Here is a 15,799-nt window from a genome sequence, read left to right on the forward strand (position 1 = left end):
CCGCAGGTGTCGCACCGGAAGACTCTGATATCCAGCCCGAGGCGGTGCTTGGCTCTCGTTCCGCACTGCGAGCAGGTCATCGTGGTGTAGGCGGGCGGTACCAGCACCACCTTCCGGCCCGCCCGCCGGCCGCGCTCGACCAGTTCCCGCTTCGCCGCACCGATCGCCGCGTCAGCAGCCTTGCGCGCCATCCGAGATTTGGCCAGGAACTTCGGCTTGAAGTCCTCCACGGCGATCGTGGCGTGGTTGTCGACGACCTTCTTCGCCCAGACGCGGGCGTCGTGGGTGTTCTGCCGGGCCGCCTTCTTCGCCTTCTTCGCCGCCTGGCGCTTCGCTCGCAGGTAGCCGTTCGACGGCGGGGCGCCCTTCACCCTGCGGCGGCGGGCCATCCGGCGCTGGAGTTTGGCCAGTTCGGCGGCACACCGTGTGCGGTGGCCGAGGTGCGGCAGGTCGTAGGCGGCGTCCGTCGTGGTCGCGGTCGTCGTGACACCCCAGTCGACGCCGATCGCCCCCTCGACGTCAGGCGCGGACGCGGTCTCCCGGCGGACGACGAAGGAGGCATACCAGTGGCCGAGGCAGTCCTGGTAGACGCGGACGCTGGTCGGGTCGGACGGCAGCTCGCGGGACCAGACGACCGGAACGCTGACGCCGCCGGGCAGCCGCAGCCGACGGTTGCGGATCGAGAACCCACGCGTGGTGTATTCGAGGCTGGGCAGCGTGTCCTTCAGTCGTTTGACCCTCGGCCGGCCCCGTCCCTTCTCCCTGAAGGAGTGCTGGAGGGCCAAAGCGTAGCTACGCAGCGTTTGCTGCTGGGCGACCTGGGATCCGTCACGGAGCCACGACGAGCGGGCCCGTGCCTCGGTCAGCAACTTCGACAGCTTGCAGAAGGTGGGCTTACGCCCGGTCTTGTACTGGTGGACGGCCTCGTTCCACAGCCAACGGCACCGCCCCCACTCGACCAGCAGCGCGGCCCGCGCGGTCGCGCCGGGGCGCAACCGGTAGGTGTACCGCACCATCTCGTCCACACCAGCAAGCATCCCAGCCGCATCCGACAGTTCCGCCCACCCGGAGGAGTCGACGCCATGCCGACAACCAACACCACGCCTGACCGTTCTTTCCTCCCCATGGCTCAAGCCAGCGGTTTCTCGGGCGGTTCTTGATGAGCATCCGCTGCCTGCGGCCCGGTTGCCCAGGCTCCTACCTGCCCGACGGCTACTGCGACGAGTGCGGCCGGCGGGCACCGGCCGGGTCGACGGCGGGGCCCGAGAGCGCCGGCCCGACGGCTACCGGCCAGGCCGGGACGACTACCGGCCAGGTGGGGGCGTCTGCCGGTACCGGCCGGGCCGTGGCGCCGAGCGGGGCGGGGCGGGCGTCGGTGCCGACCGGTACCGGCCGGGCCTCGGTGCCGGCCGCCGCCGCTGGCGCCTCCACGGGTACCGGGGTCGGCCGACCGCCGTCCGGGCACGGTGCGGTGCCGGTGCAGGCCGGGGCGCCGACCGGCCAGGCTGCGGTCTCCACCGGTCACCCGGCGGGGCCGGCGTCGACGGGGCAGGGACCGGTGTCGACGGGCCGGGGCCCGGGGTCGACCGGTACCGGCCGGGGCTCGGCGCCGACCGGGCTCGGCACCATGCCGAGCCGGGCCACCTCGAACTCCGGCTCCCGGGCCTCCAGCCGGTCCCGCAGCGCGTCCCGAGGTGGTCTCGGTGCCGGCCTGGTCGAGATCGCCCGGGTGCCGCTGCGCGACCCGGCGACGGCGGTGATGGCCGAGCCGAAGGTCGCCGAGTCGCGGCGGTTCTGCGTGAGCTGCGAGAAGCCGGTGGGTCGGGGCCGGGACGACCGGCCGGGTCGGGCCGAGGGCTTCTGCCCGCACTGCGGCAGCCAGTTCTCCTTCCTGCCCCGGCTCGGCCCGGGCGACGTGATCAACCGACGGTACGAGATCCTCGGCGCGCTCGCCTACGGCGGACTCGGTTGGATCTATCTCGCCCGGGACCGCAACGTCAGTGACACGGTCAGCGACCGCTGGGTGGTGCTGAAGGGACTGATCAACACCTCGGACGAGGACGCGATGGCCTCGGCCGTCGCGGAGCGCCGCTTCCTGGTCGAGCTGGACCACCCCAACATCGTCAAGATCCACGACTTCGTGGAGCACCCCGACCCGCGCACCGGCACCCCGGTCGGCTACATCGTGATGGAGTACGTCGGCGGCCAGTCGCTCCGGGACATGCTGCTGGCCCGGCGCCGGGACACCGGCCAGCGCGCCCTGCCGCTGCCCGAGGTGATCGCCTACGGGGTCGAGATCCTGCCGGCCCTGGACTACCTGCACGACCGCAACCTGCTCTTCTGCGACTTCAAGCCGGACAACGTCATCCACGCCGAGGAGCAGCTCAAACTCATCGACCTCGGCGCCGTACGGCACATCGACGACACTGCCAGCGCGATCTTCGGTACCCCCGGTTACCAGGCACCCGAGGTCGGCACGCTCGGCCCCTCGGTCGCCTCCGACATCTACACCGTCGGCCGGGCGCTGGCGGTACTCAGCCTCGACTTCCGGGGCTTCTCGACCACGTACGCCAACCGGCTGCCGGAGCCGGCCGCCGCGCCGCTGTTCGGCGCCGAGATGTCGTACCACCGGCTGCTGCGCCGGGCCACCCACCCCGATCCGGACCGGCGCTTCCAGAGCGCCGGGGAGATGAGCGAGCAACTGCTCGGGGTGCTCCGCGAGGTGCTCTCCGCCGCCGACGGGGTGCCCCGGCCGGCGGTGTCCCGGCAGTTCACGCCGGAGCGGCGGGCCTTCGGCACCGAGGCCGGCGAGGTCGGCCGGGCGGTGGCGGGGCGGGCCTGGGGCGCCGGCGGTGGCGTCCCGCCCGGTGCGATCGCCCCGCCGCCGCCGGTGGTCGCCGCCGCGCTGCCGCTGCCACAGGTCGACGTACTCGACCCGGGCGCCGGATTCCTCGCCTCGCTCGGCGCGACCGACCCGGCGGAGCTGGTCCGCCAGCTCACCGCGGCACCGGTCCGCAGTGTGGAGGTGGCGCTGCGGCTGGCCGGGGCCCGGATCGAGGGCGGAGACCTGGCCGGAGCGGCTGCGGACCTCGATCGGCTGGCCGCGGCCGACCCGTTCGACTGGCGGGTGGACTGGTACCGGGGTCTGGCGGCGTTGACCGCGAACCGTCCCGGCGAGGCCCGGGTCGCCTTCGACGCGGTGTACGACGTCCTGCCGGGTGAGCCGGCGGCCCGGTTGGCGCTGGCGGTGAGCGCGGAGTGCACCGGCGACCGGGAGCTGGCGACCCGGCTGTACGACCGGGTGTGGCGGGTCGACCACGGCTACCTGAGCGCCGCGTTCGGGCTGGCCCGGATCCGGTTCCTGGTCGGCGACCGGGCGGGTGCGCTCGCCGTGCTGGACCAGGTACCGGACAGTTCGAGTCAGCACGTGGCCGCACAGGTGGCGGCCGTCCGGGCCAGTCTGCCCGGGCTGGCGGCGGGTACCACCGGACCGGACGACCTGCTGCGGGCCTCCGCCCGGCTGGAGCGGCTCGGCCTGGACGTCGAGCGGCAGACCCGGCTCACCATCGAGGTGCTGGAGGTGGCCCTGGCCTGGGTACGCAGCCGGTCGGCGGCCGGCTCCGGAGCCCGGGTACTGGGGCACGAGCTGTCCGAGCGCGGGCTGCGGCTCGGGCTGGAACGGGCGTACCGGACGCTGGCCCAGCTCTCCCGCGACCCGGAGCTGCGGATCGCGCTGGTCGACCATGCGAACGCGGTCCGACCGAGGACGCTGGTGTGACCGCCGTCGGAGCCGGCGCTGCCGGCAGCATGCCGAAACCCTGTCCCGAGCATGGCGCACCCGACGACCCCGCACACCGGTACTGCGAGGTCTGCGGCCGGGAGTTGGCCCGGGTACCGCTGGGCGAGGCGACCGGGTCGTCCGGCTGGACAGGCCCGGCCGCGCCGGCTGGCCCACCCCGGTCGGCCACCGCACCTCCGACCGGCCGGGCCGAGGTACCCCGCTCGGCCGAGTTGCCGGAGTCGACCGAGCTGCTGCGGCTGGCCGAACTCTCCGGGCCGACCGCGCTGTCCCGGCTGGAGGCGCTGGCCGGTCCGAGCGGATCGTCGCGGCCCACCGGGTCGAGTTCCACCGGATCGTCGAGTCCGACCGGCTCCTCCGCGCCGCCGGGACCGTCCGGTGTGGCCGGCTGGGGTGGGGCGGCGCCGTCGGGCCAGCCGGGGGAGTGGGGCGGGTCCGTACCGCCGGTCGCGCCACCCGGTGCGGCCGGTTGGGCTCCGCCCGCGCAGCCTGGCGCACCGGCCGGGCCCGGAAACTGGGCCGGCTATCCGCCGCCGGCCGCGCCCGCCGGCTGGACGAGTCCGCCCGCACCACCCGCCCCGCCGGGCTGGACCGGCCCGCCCACGTCGCCCGGCCCGGCCGCAGGCTGGCAATCCGCGTCGGCCACCGGCGCCGTCGCGCCGCCCATGCCACCCGCTCCGGCGGCTCCTCCGGGGACCATGCCGCCCGGTCCGGCCGCTCCTCCGGGCACCGGGCCACCCGTCCCGGGCGGCCCGGGCACCCCGCCCATCCAGAACGGTCCGGCCGGCCCCACCACCTCGCCAATCCCGAGCGGTCCGGCCGGCCAAGCAGCGGTCCCGACCGGCCTCACCAGCGCGCCGCCCGGTCCGGTCGCCGCCGGCACGTCGGCGGTTCCGGCCGGGCCGGTCGTCCCGGCCGCGCCCTGGCTCTCGTCGCGGGCGGTCGGTCAACCCTGCCCGGGCTGTGGTAGCCCGCCGTCCGGCAACTCCGGTCACTGTGACCACTGTGGACGGCGTTCGTCGGTGGGCCGGGACCGTGCCGACCTGGATCTCGGAGCCGTCGCCGCCGTCACCGACCGGGCCCGGCGGCGGCGCAACGAGGACGCGGTCACGGTCGGCCGGCTGGGCCAGACCATCGCGGCGGTGGTCTGTGACGGGGTGTCGACCTCGCTCCGCGCCGACCTCGCGGCGCACGCGGCGGCGGAGGCGGCCCTGGCCGCGATCCTCGCCGCCCTCGGCAACGGCGCCGCCGCACCCGACGCCGTGCTGGCCTCCGGTCCGGCCGCGGCCTTGGCGGCCCGGGCAACCGCCGTCGAGGACGACGGGCAGGTCCCGCCGAGCTGCACCTTCGTCGCCGCTGTCGTCACCGCCGGCTCGGTCACGGTCGGTTGGATCGGTGACAGCCGTGCCTACTGGCTCGGCCCGGACGGCGCGGTGCACGAGGCGGTCTGCCTGACCGTGGACGACTCGGTGGTCGGCCAGATCCGGGCCGGCCGGCCGGTGCCGCCCGGCGCCGAGCAGGACCCGACCTCCAAGGCGCTGATCCGGTGGCTCGGCGCGGACTCCAGCGACGCCGAGCCGCAGGTGGTGACGTTCCAGCCCGGTCGGCCGGGCCGGCTGGTGATCTGCTCGGACGGGCTCTCGCACTACCTGCCGAACGCGGGGGCGTTGGCGGCGCGGGTACCGGGACCGTCCGGTGCCACGCCGATCGCGATCGCCCAGGACCTGACCAGGTTCGCGGTGGAGGCCGGTGGACATGACAACATCGCCGTCGCGGTGCTGCCGTTTCCGCCCACCGGAGGATCGGCGGGAGCGGGCGCGTGACCGGAGTACCGCAGTTCGTCGCCGAGGTGGACCACAACGAGTACCTGCCGGCCGGTGGCCAGGTGGTGGACGCGATCCTGACGGTGACCGCGTCCGGGCCGGACCTGCGTGACCCGTGGACCGTTCCGACGGCGGCGCAGGTGATCATGATCGACACCTCGGGTTCGATGGCGATGCCGGCGACGAAGCTCGCCGAGGCGAAACGGGCCACGGCGGTCGCGATCGACACCCTGCGCGACGGTGTGGCCTTCGCGGTGGTCTCCGGTACCGCCGTCGCCCGGATGGTCTACCCGCCACAACCGGGCATGGTGCCGGCGAACCCGCATACCAGGGCGGCGGCGAAGACGGCGGTGGCCGGGCTGCGGGCAGACGGCGGAACCGCCATCGGCCGCTGGCTGGACCTGGCCAACTGGCTCTTCGCGAGCTGTCCCACCGAGGTACGACACGCGATCCTGCTCACCGACGGGCGCAACGAGCACGAGAAACCCGAAGACCTGCGCCGGATGCTGGCCGTCTGCGAGGGACGGTTCGTCTGCGACAGCCGGGGCATCGGCACCGGCTGGGTGGCCAGCGAGTTGCGTACCATCGCATCGGCCCTGCTCGGTACGGCCGACGGGCTGGAGCACCCGGCGCAGTTGCCGGCCGCGTTCCAGGCGATGACGGCGGCGGCGATGGGCAAGCGGGTGGCGGACGTCGCGCTGCGGATCTGGAGTCCGGCCGGCTCGACGGTACGCATGGTCAAGCAGGTCTTTCCGCACGTGGCGGACCTCACCGCACGCCGCTCGGCGGTCAGCGCCCGGATCGGCGACTATCCGGCCGGCGCGTGGGGAGCGGAGACGCGCGAATACCACGTGTCGGTGACCCTCGAACCCGACGCGGTCGGCGAGGAGGTGTTGGCCGCCCGGGTCAGCCTGGTCAGCGCCGGTCAGGTGCTGACCGAGCGGCTGATCCTGGCCCGGTGGACCGACGACACCGCGCTCTCCACCCGGATCAGCCCGCAGGTGGCGCACTACACCGGGCAGGCCGAACTCGCCGCCGCGATCCAGGAGGGGCTGCGGGCCCGGGGGGCCGGCGACGTGGACACCGCGACCGCGCGGCTGGGCCGGGCCGTGCAGTTGGCCGCCGAGTCCGGACACGACGAGACCGCGATACTGCTCGGTCGGGTCGTCGACGTCATCGACGCGCCGACCGGCACGGTGCGGCTCAAACGGCAGGTGGCCGCGCTGGACGCCGAGCTGACCGACGTGCGATCGGTGAAGACGGTGCGGGTGAAGAAGGAGCAGGGGTGAGGCCGTGACGGCAGCCACCTGCTCCCGGGGACACGAGTCGTCCACGGTGGACTACTGCGACGTGTGCGGCGTACCGATGTCGCGTGCCGGCGCCGGTCCGGCTCCCGACGGCGCCGGGGGACCGTACCCGGCACCGGAGGTCGGCGTACCGGCCGGGTCGGCGGGCGGTGCAGCGGGACCCGCGCCGGAGTCCGCTCCCGTCGCGTCGTGCCCGGTCTGCGGTACCCCGAAGGTGGGGCGGTTCTGCGAGGAGGACGGCTACGACTTCCTGCTGGCTCCGCCGGTCAACCCGGCCTCGGGCGGTACCGCCCCGGCGGCCGGCGTCGGCTCGGCAGGTACCGATCCGGACCCGTCCCGCCCGGACCCGTCCGCGGCCGTACCAGCCGAACCAAACGAACCAGCCGAACCAGGCGAGAGCGGGCCGGCCGGGGCCGACCACGGAGCATTCGCCTCCGGGCAGGGCATCACCTGGCAACTCGTGGTGGCCGCCGACCCTGCATACTTCGAGGTCGTCCGATCCTTCGGCGGTACGGACTCCGGCAGCCTGACCTTCCCGCGCTTCGTCGTGCCCCGCCGGTTCACCCTGGAACCCCGGCAGTTGCTGATCGGACGCCGCAGCCGTTCCCGGGGCGTACACCCGGACATCGACCTGGCCGGCCCGCCCGACGATCCCGGGGTCTCCCACCTGCACGCGCTGCTGCTCCCGCAGCCGGACGGCTGGGCCGTGGTGGACCTGGAGTCCGCCAACGGCACCTACCTCAACGATCCGTCGACGCCGCCGATCGTCGCCAACACGCCGATGCCGCTCGGCGACGGCGATCGGGTCTACCTCGGCGCCTGGACCCGGTTGACGATCCGGACCGACCGCTGACCGGCGGTACCGTCCCCCCGGCCGGCCAGCGTCCGGAGCCAGCACGCCGACCGCCGACCCGCTACCGCCCGCCGCCACGGCCGTACGCCGATCAGGCCGTTGCCTCCTCCTGGTGGCGACGCCAGGTGCGGATCCAGCTCTGTGCGGTGTGTCGCGGAACCCCGTAGTGGTCGGCCACGGCGATGACGGTGCCGGCCTGCCCGAACACCTGCGCGAGGTCGTCCGGGGACCGCCGGTAGGAACGGCTCGCCGTCGGATTCGGGGCGGTGGCCGGGCTCGCGCCGCGCCGCCCGCCGGCCGTCCGGGTGGTGGTGTCCGGGGTGCCGCGCTTCGCCGCCCGGCCGTTCGCACGCTTGGCGGCGGTCGTACCGGTAGCCGCCGAAGCCTCTCCTGCGATGGTCGCCTTCCGGGCGGTGGTCGCCTTTCGGGTGGTGGTCGCGGCGGGCCCGGTGACGGCCCGCCTCGCGCTGCCGCCCCGCGCCGTACCCACGGCCCTGCCCTCGGTGGTGCCGGTGCGCTTCGTAGTGCCGGCGGACCTTGCCGTGCCGGCGCGCTTCGCGGCGTCGGTGCTCCTGGCCGTGCCCGGGCGCTTCGCGGTGTTGGCGCTCTTGGTCGGACCGGTGCGCTTCGTGCTGCTGCCGGTCTCGGCGCTGCCGGTGCGCTTCGCGGCGCCAGTGCTCCCGGTACCGCCGGTGCGCTTCCCGGCGCTGGTGGTCTGGGCGGTGCCGGGGCTCTTCTTGGCCGTGCTGGGGCTCTTCTTGGCGGTGCCGGTGCGCTTCGCGGTTGCCGTGGTCCTGCTCGCGCGGCTCCTGGCGGGCGCCTCCTTCGCCGTGGCACCCCGGCTCGACGGGGCCTTGCTGGCGCTGCTCCGGGTTGGTGCGGCCTTCCGAGCGGCGCTCTTCGTGCCCGCCGTGCGGCGAACGGCAGCCGGCTCGGCGTCCGTGTCGGGTGCTGGCGCTGGCGCGGGTGCGCTGACCGGGGTCTCCGGTGCCGCTGCCGGCGTATCCGCCAGCGCCGGCTCGACCACGACCGCTGTGGCCACGGGCTCCACAGTAGACAACTCTGGCTCCGGCTCGGACACCTCGGCCGACGAAGACGCGTCAGGCGACGAAGACGCGTCGGGCGGGGAGGCGGTCGGCGCCGCGTCGATCGGGGTGACCGCCGCACCGGCGCCGGAGTCGGAGGGTGCCAGCGGGGTCGGGGCGACCGGTGCCGTGCCGGCCGGCAGTACGGCGCGGAGCAACTGTTCGACGTCGACCGTGGGCAGTTCGGCGGGAGTGAGTCCGCCACCTTCGCCCGCCCGAACCACCAACTCGGTGATCCTGGTGGCGTTCCCGGTGACCTCGACCCGCAGCGTCGTGGTCGCCCGTGTCCGGTCGTCCGGGGAAATCGTAATTGTGTAGGCACTCACCGGGACCCAGCCTCCAATAACTACGGACTCGCCACCGTCGCGCTCCCGGCCCCGTCAACGGTCACGTCGGTACGACTCATACGATGTCGGCGGTCAAGCTACCTCCCGGTTGGCCGGTTGGCCAAGTCCGGCCGGGGCGGAGTGCTGCCACGATCCGTCCCGGGAAGGTCTCGGCAATCGACGTATCCGGTTGGCCTATCTAGGATAAGCCGTCAACGTTCCCACCATCGGCACTATCTTTCCGTCGTAGTCAGCCGTTCTCGGCGCGGCCCGCCCCGACCATTCCGACAACCCTGGAATGCACCGCATCGTCCGATGCGGACAGTGCTCCGCTCCGACGACCGCGACAACCCGTCCGGTGACCGGCAGCGCGGCGCCGGGCGCCAGCCCCACGAGGACTGGTCGAGAGGAGCAGCTCCATGCCATCAGCAGGTCCCGTGAGAATTCTCGGGGCGTACGCGGTCGGCCTGGCCCTGGTCGCGGCACCGTTACCGGCCCGCGCCGCCCCGGCCGCGCCGCCACCCGGCATCGTCGTACAGGACGGCATGACCCAGCCGGTCTTCTCGCTGGAGGAGGCGATCGAGGAGCGGGTGTGGGTGGAGACCCCGCTCGACACCGATCACGACGGCCGGCGTGACCGGGTGGTGGCGGACATCTCCCGGCCCCGCGAGACCAGCACCGAGGGCCTGCGGGTGCCGGTGATCCTGGAGCACTCGCCATACCGGAAGGGCACCTGGGGGGACGTACCCTATCCGAGCGTCCTCGTCGACGACCTGCCGCAGAACTCGTCGGCCGGGTCGTCCGCGCGGCGGGCGGAGCAACCGGCCATCCTGCGGGCGAAGGCGAACCTGCCCGGCCAGCTCGACGACTACTACGTACCGCGCGGCTACGCGGTGGTGCTGGGGCAGAGCGTCGGCACCGGTGACTCCGACGGCTGCCCGACCAGCGGTGACTCGGCCGAGACGCTGGGCACCAAGGCGATCATCGACTGGCTCAACGGGCGGGCCCGGGCGTACGACGCCAGCGGCGCACCGGTGCGGGCCGGCTGGACCACCGGGGCGGTCGGGATGACCGGTGCCTCCTACAACGGGACCCTGCCGAACATGGTGGCGACCACCGGCGTCGAGGGGCTCAAGACGATCGTCCCGGTCGCCGCGATCAGCAACTGGTACGACTACTACCGGGCGAACGGCCTGGTGGTGGCGCCCGGCGGATACCAGGGCGAGGACGCGGACATCCTCACCATGTACACCGCCGGGCAGGCCCGTTCCGAGGGGACTTGTGCCGACGAGATCGCCGAGATCACCGAGGAACAGGACCGGGTCACCGGCGACTACACCCGGTTCTGGAAGGAGCGCGACTACCTGCCCGGGGCGCGCAAGGTCCGGGCCAGCGTGTTCGTCGTACACGGGCTCAACGACTGGAACGTGAAGACCGGGCAGTTCGCCGACTGGTGGGAGCAGCTCGACCGGTACGGTGTGCCGCGCAAGCTGTGGCTGCACCAGGGTGGCCACGGTGGACCGGGCAACGCCGCCACGGTCACGCTGCCGGACGGGCGGTCGTGGACCTACAAGCAGACCGAGAACCGCTGGTTCGACTACTGGCTGTGGGGCGTCAAGAACGACATCATGGCCGAGCCGAGGGCGGTGTTGCAGCGGGAGGACCGGGTCTACACCACCTACCGGGACTGGCCGGACCCGGCCACCCGGGAGGTGTCGGTGGGGCTCTCGGCGACCGACCCGACCGCGCCAGGCCGGCTGGTCGGGCATGGTGGGCAGGGCCGGGCGGCACAGAGCCTGGTCGACTCGGGACGGACCATCACCCCGGCCGAACTGGTGGCCGGACCGGACACCGCCAACCCGAACCGGCTCGTCTACACCTCCCCGGCGCTGGGCCGGGACGTGCGGATCTCGGGGCGGCCGGAGTTGCGGGTACGGCTCTCCGTCGACAACCGGACGGCCGCGAACCTGACCGGCTACCTCGTCGACTACGGTCCGGTCGGCGCGACCGACGCGCCGGTGGTGGTGACCCGGGGCTGGCTGGACCCGCAGAACCGGACCAGCGAGGCGCACGGCCAGCCGGTACGGCCGGGGCGGCTGGCCGACTACCGCTGGACGATGGAGCCGAAGGACTACGTGTTCCGGGCGGGGCACCGGTTCGGTCTGGTGATCTTCTCCAGTGACCAGGACTACACCCTGCTGCCGCTGCCCGGCACCCGGCTGACGGTGCTGCCGAAGTCGAGCACCCTGACCCTGCCGGTGGTGGGCGGCCGGACCGCGCTCGGCTTCTGAGCGGGTACCGCCCGATCGGGCCACGGGCCCGGACGCCGACGGCGTCCGGGCCCGTGGGTGCCGGGGCGGACGTGTCCCGGCGGGGTCGGAACGGGTCAGAACTTCACGTCGACCAAATCGACCACGAAGACGAGCGTGGCGCCCGGCTTGATCCGGTTGCCGACACCCTGGTTGCCGTAGCCGAGCTGCGGCGGAATCACCAGCTTGCGCCGACCGCCGACACGCATCCCGAGTACGCCCCGGTCCCAACCCTCGATGACCTTGCCGCCACCCACGGGGAAGCTGAACGGCGAGCCGCGGTTCCACGATGAGTCGAACTCGTCGCCGGTGTCGAACGAGACCCCGACGTAGTGCACCACGGCCCATTGGCCCGGCTGGACCTCCTGGCCCGTGCCGATCGTTATGTCCTCGATGACAAGGTCGGCCGGCGGCGGACCGTCGACCAGACCCACGGTGGGCTTTTCCATCCAGGTACCTTAACGCCGGGCCGGGACCGTGATCACTTCCGCCCGGCGGAGTGTCGCGGCAGGTGAGCGCCGCGGCGCCCACATGGCACGGATCCCTCCATCCTGTCCGGACGGGAACGGTGGCGTGCCTCGATGTCCGTGGGCACGCCAACCTGCCTCGGGTCGGTACGCTGTCGGCTCGGAAACCGGTGCGGACACCAGGCTGGCCAGTACGAGTCGCCGGGGCCGGGCCGGGACGGCGAACACGAACTGGCGGAGTGTGACGGTGACACAACCGGACTGGGCGCCCGACGACATCGACATCGATCGACCCAGTGCCTCGCGGATCTACGACGTGTGGCTCGGCGGATCGCACAACTTCGAGGTCGATCGGGAGATCGCCCGGAAGACCGAACTGGCCTGGCCGGACGCGGTCCGGTACGCCCGGGCCAACCGGGCCTTCCTGGGCCGGGCGGTGCGGTTCCTCGCGGCCCAGGGCATCCGGCAGTTCCTGGACATCGGCTCCGGCATCCCGACCGCCAACAACGTGCACGAGGTCGCCAGGCGGGTCGACCCGCAGGCCCGGGTGGTCTATGTGGACATCGATCCGGTCGCGGTGGCGCACAGCCGGGCCATCCTGGCCGGTGACGACCGTACCGCCGTGATCCAGGCGGACCTGCGGCAGCCGCGGGACATCCTCGAACAGGTCCGCGACGGCGGACTGCTCGACCTGACCCAACCGACCGCGTTGCTGCTGGTCGCGTTGCTGCACTTCGTACCCGACTCCGACGACCCGCACGGGGCGATCGCCCGGTTGACCGGGGGGATGCCGTCGGGCAGTTGCCTGGTGGTGACCCAGGGCGCGCACGGGGCCAGCGACGAGTCGGACGAGGAGATCAGGGAACTCTACCGGCGTACCCCGACGCCGTTGACCGCCCGGGACCGGGCCGAGACCGAGCGGTTCTTCACCGGCTTCGAGCTGGTGGATCCGGGGTTGGTGAACCTGCCGGACTGGCGCCCGGATCCGATCGAGACGGTCGACGACCGCTACCGGGGCGCCCTCGTCTACGCCGGAGTGGGACGCAAGCGGTGACCCAGCCGGGCCAGGGGCCTGGGCCGACGTCCGCCGCCCTCGACGAGTTCGCCCAGCACTGGGCCCGGGTGATGGCCCAGATCAGCTACGTACCGGTGCGCCTGGACGAGCTGCGACAGGTACTGCTCGGCTACGCCGAACGGATGGCCGGCTCGCCCGACGGGCTGGCCGCGGCCCGGGAGGTCGGCGCCGCGCTGGTCGCCGACGGCTACACCAACGTGTCGGCGTTGCACGCCACCGTCGCCGCCCTGGCCGCACACTTTCCACCCCGCGACCCCGCGACCGACCCACGCCCGAACGCGCGTCACGACGCCGCGACCGACCCACGCCCGGACGCAGGCTACGACGCCGCGACCGGCGCGCGTGACGACGGCGTGACCGACCCGCGTCATGACGTTGCGACGGATCGGCCCGGCGAGGCACCGGATCGGGGCGGCCGGACCGAGTTGCTGGGCGCGGTCGCCGCCGGGTACGCCCGGGCGCTGCGCGAGCGGACCCAGCGCGAGCTCGAGTCGATCATCAGGGCGGTGCTGACCGCCCGACGTACCGCCGAGCGGGCCTGGGCGGCCAGCGAGGCGCGCTTCGAGGCCCTCTTCGTCTCCTCGGCGAGCGGGATCTGCGTCGTCGACCCGGAGAACCGGATAGCGCAGGCGAATCCGGCGCTGGCCCGGATGCTCGACCGTCCGGTCGCCGAACTGGTCCGGCGGCGACTGACCGGGCTCGCCCAGTCCGGGCACCGGGCGGCGGTCGGCCGGGCACTCGACGAGCTGCACGCCGGCCGCCGGGCCCACGCCGAACTCGACGCCGCCTTCGGCCGCCCGGACGGCGGCACCGTCTGGCTACGGCTCTCGCTGGCCCCGGTGCCGCACGGCGAGGTGACCCACCTGGTCGTCACCGCGCAGGACGACACCGAGCGCTACCACCTGCAATCCGCACTCTCCCACCAGGCGCTGCACGATCCGCTGACCAACCTGCCCAACCGGGCGCTGGTACTGCGCCGGCTCGACGAGCTGATCGACGGGCTCGGCCCGGACGAGCACGTCGGGATCTGCTATCTCGACCTCGACGGGTTCAAGACGATCAACGACTCGTTCGGGCACGCCGCCGGCGACGACGTACTCCGTACCGTCGCCGTCCGGCTCGCCGGGTGCGTGACCGAGCCCGGCTGGCTGGCCGGCCGGCTCGGTGGCGACGAGTTCGTCATCGTCGCCGCCGACTCGGACCCGACCCGGCTGGTCCGGGTCGCCGAGCGGGTGGTGTCGGCGGTCCGGCAGCCGATCCCGGCGGCCGGACACCAACTCTCGGTCTCGGTGAGCATCGGGGTGACCGACGACCGGATCCCGCACGGCCAGCCGAGCGATCTCATGCGGGCCGCCGACATCGCGCTGTACTGGGCGAAGGCGGCCGGCGGCGACCGCTACGAGGTCTACGACGCGAACCGGCACGACGCGCAGGCGCTCCGGTCGACGCTCGCCAAGGGGCTCCGCTCGGCCCTGCACCGGGACGACTTCACGCTGCGGTACCAGCCCATCGTGCGGCTTGCCGACGGCGTGCCGATCGGCGCCGAGGTGCTGCTGCGGTGGACCCATCCCGAGCACGGTCCGGTCGCGCCGGAGATCTCCATCGACCTCGCCGAGGAGATCGGCCTGATCGGGCAGTTGGGGCGCTGGGTGCTGACCCGCGGCTGCCAGCAGGCCGCCCGCTGGTATCGGGACCTCGGCGATCGGGCGCCGTTCGTCAGCGTCAACCTCTCCGCCCGGCAACTGCACGACGTCGGCCTCGCCGACGACCTGCTGCGTACCCTCGACGAGGTCGGGCTGCCGGCCTCCCAGTTGCAGCTCGAACTGACCGAGAGCGCCCTGCTCGGGCCGGCGCAGGGGCCGGCCGACGCACTGGAGGCGCTGGCCGCGCACGGCGTACGGGTCGCGGTCGACGACTTCGGCACCGGCTACTCCAACCTCGCCTACCTGCGTCGACTACCGGTACGGGAGCTGAAGATCGCGGGCGCGTTCATCGATGGCCTCACCCCCGGGCATTCCGGTACGCCCGCCGACCGGCAGATCGTGGCCAGCGTGATCGCGCTCGCCCACGGGCTCAACCTCACCGTCACCGCCGAGGGGGTGGAGACCCGGGAGCAGGCCCGGTTGCTCCGCTCGATGGGCTGCGACCACGCCCAGGGCTGGTGGTTCGCCCGGCCCGGCGAACCGGACGTACTGCCCCGGATGCTTGTCGGCGAGGGCGGAAAACCGGTTGATCCGGTCCCCATGTACTGAGCTAGGGTGGTCGGGTGTCTGGCACCTTCCACGCCCTGATCCGCGGCTCCCTGACCGGGATGTGCACCGCTGGCCGGGCGATCCAGCTCCTGAACCGCCACCGGCTCCGCCGCTCCGCCCTGGCCGGCTGAGCAAGGGAGCACCCAGGTTCGATCACCGGCACCGCTGACGCGGCGCCGGTGGACGCCAGCCCGTCTTCCCGGCGGCGCACCGCGCCGTGGCCTCCAGCCTGTCCGCCCGACGCACCGCGTCGACGGGCCGGTGGACGTCACCCGCGTCGAGAGCCCTGACGCGATCCGCGTCGAGGACCATGATGCGATCCGCGTCGAGGACATAGGACCTGTGGCGCCCATTCGCGTCGAGGACCTGTGACGCGATTCGCGCCAAGGACCCTGTGACGCCGTTCGCGTCGACGACGCGTGAGCGCGAGCCGCCGCCATCTCCGCACGCCCAGGTCATCCGAGTCCTGATCCCATCCGGGACAGGTCGTGGCCGCCGCGTGC

Annotated in this window: 11 protein-coding genes; 8 read left to right on the top strand and 3 right to left on the bottom strand. The window is 73.5% G+C overall.

The features are described from left to right. Nucleotides 1–1,016, bottom strand: a 1,016-nt coding sequence (locus Pma05_RS28230) for an RNA-guided endonuclease InsQ/TnpB family protein (RefSeq protein ID WP_239313287.1), incomplete at its 3' end; no start/stop codon positions are given. Nucleotides 1,017–1,212: 196 nt separating this feature from the next. Further along, entirely contained in the window at nucleotides 1,213–1,518 is a 306-nt protein-coding gene (locus Pma05_RS28235; protein WP_203860532.1) for a hypothetical protein, read from the bottom strand. 40 nt (nucleotides 1,519–1,558) lie between these two features. On the opposite strand from Pma05_RS28235, the gene Pma05_RS28240 reads away from it, so the two are divergent. From Pma05_RS28240 to Pma05_RS28265, 6 genes are all read left to right on the top strand, one after another. Next, nucleotides 1,559–3,778, top strand: coding sequence for a serine/threonine-protein kinase (locus Pma05_RS28240; RefSeq protein ID WP_239313276.1), 2,220 nt, complete (start codon nucleotides 1,559–1,561; stop codon nucleotides 3,776–3,778). Next, nucleotides 3,775–5,622, top strand: a complete 1,848-nt coding sequence (locus Pma05_RS28245; RefSeq protein ID WP_203860533.1) for a protein phosphatase 2C domain-containing protein — start codon at nucleotides 3,775–3,777, stop codon at nucleotides 5,620–5,622. The genes Pma05_RS28240 and Pma05_RS28245 overlap by 4 nt, the downstream gene beginning before the upstream one ends. Beyond that, nucleotides 5,619–6,911 carry a VWA domain-containing protein gene (locus Pma05_RS28250; protein ID WP_203860534.1) on the top strand — a complete coding sequence of 431 codons (1,293 nt, stop codon included), beginning with the start codon at nucleotides 5,619–5,621 and terminating at the stop codon, nucleotides 6,909–6,911. The genes Pma05_RS28245 and Pma05_RS28250 overlap by 4 nt, the downstream gene beginning before the upstream one ends. Before the next feature lie 4 nt (nucleotides 6,912–6,915). After that, nucleotides 6,916–7,782, top strand: a complete 867-nt coding sequence (locus Pma05_RS28255; RefSeq protein ID WP_203860535.1) for an FHA domain-containing protein — start codon at nucleotides 6,916–6,918, stop codon at nucleotides 7,780–7,782. A gap of 266 nt (nucleotides 7,783–8,048) precedes the next feature. Continuing rightward, complete coding sequence (locus Pma05_RS28260) at nucleotides 8,049–9,185, top strand: hypothetical protein (protein ID WP_203860536.1); 1,137 nt, start codon at nucleotides 8,049–8,051, stop codon at nucleotides 9,183–9,185. A 445-nt stretch (nucleotides 9,186–9,630) separates the two neighbouring features. After that, nucleotides 9,631–11,484, top strand: coding sequence for a Xaa-Pro dipeptidyl-peptidase (locus Pma05_RS28265; protein WP_239313277.1), 1,854 nt, complete (start codon nucleotides 9,631–9,633; stop codon nucleotides 11,482–11,484). 95 nt (nucleotides 11,485–11,579) lie between these two features. Here Pma05_RS28265 and Pma05_RS28270 read toward each other — a convergent pair whose 3' ends face one another. Beyond that, on the bottom strand, nucleotides 11,580–11,951 hold the full coding sequence (locus tag Pma05_RS28270) for an FKBP-type peptidyl-prolyl cis-trans isomerase (RefSeq protein ID WP_130462889.1): 372 nt from the start codon (nucleotides 11,949–11,951) through the stop codon (nucleotides 11,580–11,582). 265 nt (nucleotides 11,952–12,216) lie between these two features. Here Pma05_RS28270 and Pma05_RS28275 point away from each other — a divergent pair, with 265 nt between their 5' ends. Next, on the top strand, nucleotides 12,217–13,023 hold the full coding sequence (locus Pma05_RS28275; RefSeq protein ID WP_203860538.1) for an SAM-dependent methyltransferase: 807 nt from the start codon (nucleotides 12,217–12,219) through the stop codon (nucleotides 13,021–13,023). Next, on the top strand, nucleotides 13,020–15,296 hold the full coding sequence (locus Pma05_RS28280; RefSeq protein ID WP_203860539.1) for a putative bifunctional diguanylate cyclase/phosphodiesterase: 2,277 nt from the start codon (nucleotides 13,020–13,022) through the stop codon (nucleotides 15,294–15,296). The genes Pma05_RS28275 and Pma05_RS28280 overlap by 4 nt, the downstream gene beginning before the upstream one ends. The last annotated feature ends 503 nt before the right edge of the window (nucleotides 15,297–15,799 follow it).

Origin of the sequence: Plantactinospora mayteni (assembly GCF_016862935.1) — a bacterium.
Taxonomy (GTDB): domain Bacteria; phylum Actinomycetota; class Actinomycetes; order Mycobacteriales; family Micromonosporaceae; genus Plantactinospora; species Plantactinospora mayteni.

What these genes read in the sequence shown, in the direction of transcription:
- Pma05_RS28270 (WP_130462889.1), bottom strand. Translation starts at nt 11,951, where the DNA reads ATGGAAAAGCCCACCGTGGGTCTGGTCGACGGTCCGCCGCCGGCCGAC.